At 35.9% G+C, this 2,656-nt stretch carries 2 protein-coding genes; both read right to left on the reverse strand.

Annotation, left to right across the window (positions count from 1 at the left end):
• On the reverse strand, positions 1-735 hold a 735-nt coding region (locus TJ68_RS01390; RefSeq protein WP_040928332.1), incomplete at its 3' end, for a TlyA family RNA methyltransferase.
• A complete protein-coding gene (gene dxs, locus TJ68_RS01395; protein WP_040928333.1) occupies positions 728-2,605 on the reverse strand; it encodes a 1-deoxy-D-xylulose-5-phosphate synthase in 1,878 nt (625 codons plus the stop codon). The genes TJ68_RS01390 and dxs, both read right to left, overlap by 8 nt.
• Positions 2,606-2,656 lie beyond the last annotated feature (51 nt).

A 2,656-nucleotide genomic window follows, 5' to 3' on the forward strand; every position in this document is an offset into this window, starting at 1 on the left:
ACCATCATTTTTTATATGAAGTAGAAACTCTTCGTTGCCTTTAGTACCAGTAATTGGTGAACGAATAATATCATACGTTGATAATCCAAGAGAAGTACATACTTCAACAACACGTTCTATTACGTTTCTTTTTGTCACGTCGCTTTGAATAATGAGTGTATTCTCTTTTTCTTCTAAATAACTTTCAAATTGTGGTTTAATTAATGCAATGACTGTATATTCGTGCTTGAAAAGCTCAGTGATGTGTCTAATAATCGGGACGATAGAAGTAAAACTTACATCAATCGTCATGACGTTTGGTAAATTTTTAAAATCCTCGATTGTCGTATGCTTAAAATTCGTTTGCTCCATCACTGTGACACGTGAATCTGTTCTAAGTTTATAGTCGAGTTGGTTCGTACCGACATCTACTGCGTAAACAGATTGTGCACCATGTTGTAAACTACAATCTGTAAAACCACCTGTTGAACTTCCAATATCAAGAACGATACAATTTTCTAAGTTTAGATTAAATTCATTAATCGCTGCTTTTAATTTGATACCGCCTCTTGAAACGTAAGTTTTCACTTTTTTAAAGCGAATATCAACCTTCTTCGTATCGATGATATCAGATGGTTTATACACTGGTTCATTATTATTTAATACTTTCCCTGCCATAATTAGACGTCTGACGTCTTCAATTGTGCCAAGACTAAAATGTTCAAATATATATTGATCTGCACGAATCTTAGCCATTATGTTTTACCATTTTCTGTATTGTATTTACAATATTTTCTGACGTAATTCCTGCTTCTATAAGTAACTGATCAACATCACCTTGTTCAATATATAAGTCAGGTATAGCGATTGTTTTAACATCATTTGTAAAGTCATGTTGCGACATAAACCCTTGAATAAATTGGCCAAGACCACCGGCTTCGATGACTTCTTCGACAATTAACATCGGTACATTTTCCTTACCATATTCATGTAACATTTCTTCATCTACCGGTTTTATAAAGCGCGCATTTACGATTTCAACATTAATATTTGTTTCAAATAGCATGTCTTTTGCCTCTTCAGCAATATCTAACGTTGGACCGTAACTGATGATTACAACGTCCTTCTTATCTTCTTTATGGACGACTTCCCATTTGCCTTTTTCAATTGGCTGACGTTCAGTGACTTCAATACCTTTAACATTTCCTCTAGGATAACGTAATGCAATTGGACCATCGTATTCGACTGCGTAGTCAATCATTAACTTCGCTTCAACTTCGTCTCGAGGCATCATAATCGTCATGTTAGGAAGTGGTAGTAAGAAACTCACATCAAATATGCCGTGATGTGTTTCACCATCAGCACCAACCAACCCACTACGATCAATTCCAAAAAATACATTTAAGTTTGGACGATCTACGTCATGTAACACTTGGTCATATCCGCGTTGTAAAAATGTCGAATAAATAGCAAGATATGGTTTCATGCCTGAAGCAGCGAGTCCAGCAGACATCGTTACAGCATGTTGTTCTGCGATTCCAACATCAAAAAATCTTTCTGGTAGCTCGTTTTGGAACTTTGTTAATTTTGAACCTACCGGCATTGCTGGTGTTAACGCGACGATACGTTCATCTTTCAATGCATGATCAAATACTGAGTTCGACACGAATTCACTCCACGACTGTGTACCACTGCCACCGATTGTTTCACCAGTTTCAATTTTATAAGGTCCGAGTCCATGCCAAGTACCTACCTCATCATTTTCAGCATGGTAATACCCTTTGCCTTTTTTTGTGATGACGTGAATAATTGCTGGTCCGTCATAATTTTTTGTTGATTCTAAAGCTTTAGTAATGTCTTTAAAATTGTGTCCATCTACTGGACCAATATATTTAATGCCGAGCTCTTCAAAAAATACACCGTCTACGACTAAATATTTTAAACTGTCTTTAACTTTATCAGCTAAATCTCTTAAAGACGGTCCAAATGACGGAATTCTTTCGAGTAATTCTTCAGCATCATACTTAAACTTGTTATAGCTTGAATTTGTTCGAATACGCCCAAACATATTGTGTATTGCACCGACGTTTGGTGCGATACTCATTTCATTATCATTTAAAATAATCGTCATTTTCGTTTTTTCAGATCCAATATGGTTTAACGCCTCTAGCGCCATTCCACCTGTTAATGCACCATCACCGATAATCGGAACGACATCATATTTCTCATTTCTGATATCTCGTGCTTTCGCCATGCCTAATGCAGCCGAAAGCGAAGTAGATGAATGGCCTGCTTCCCATACATCATGCTCTGATTCCGACATTTTAGGGAACCCAGAAAGACCTTTATATTGACGTAGCGTTTTAAAATCTTTCGTTCTTCCTGTTAATATTTTATGGATATACGCTTGATGACCAACGTCAAATAAAAGTTTATCTTCTGGTGAATTATAAAAACGATGTAATGATAAAGTGAGCTCGACGACACCTAAGTTAGCACCGATATGCCCACCTGTTACTGCACATGATTCTATTAAAAAGTCTCGAATTTGTTGTGCTAATTGATCAAGCTCTTCATCACTTTTATCTTTTAAAAATGATGGATTTTCTATTTCTTCAAGTTTCATATAGCACCCACCTATCTTTTTCTAATTATATCATTTAAAAAGATTATAAAA

The organism is Nosocomiicoccus massiliensis (assembly GCF_000438455.1).
GTDB classification, from domain to species: domain Bacteria; phylum Bacillota; class Bacilli; order Staphylococcales; family Salinicoccaceae; genus Nosocomiicoccus; species Nosocomiicoccus massiliensis.

What these genes read in the sequence shown, in the direction of transcription:
- dxs (WP_040928333.1), bottom strand. Translation starts at nt 2,605, where the DNA reads ATGAAACTTGAAGAAATAGAAAATCCATCATTTTTAAAAGATAAAAGT.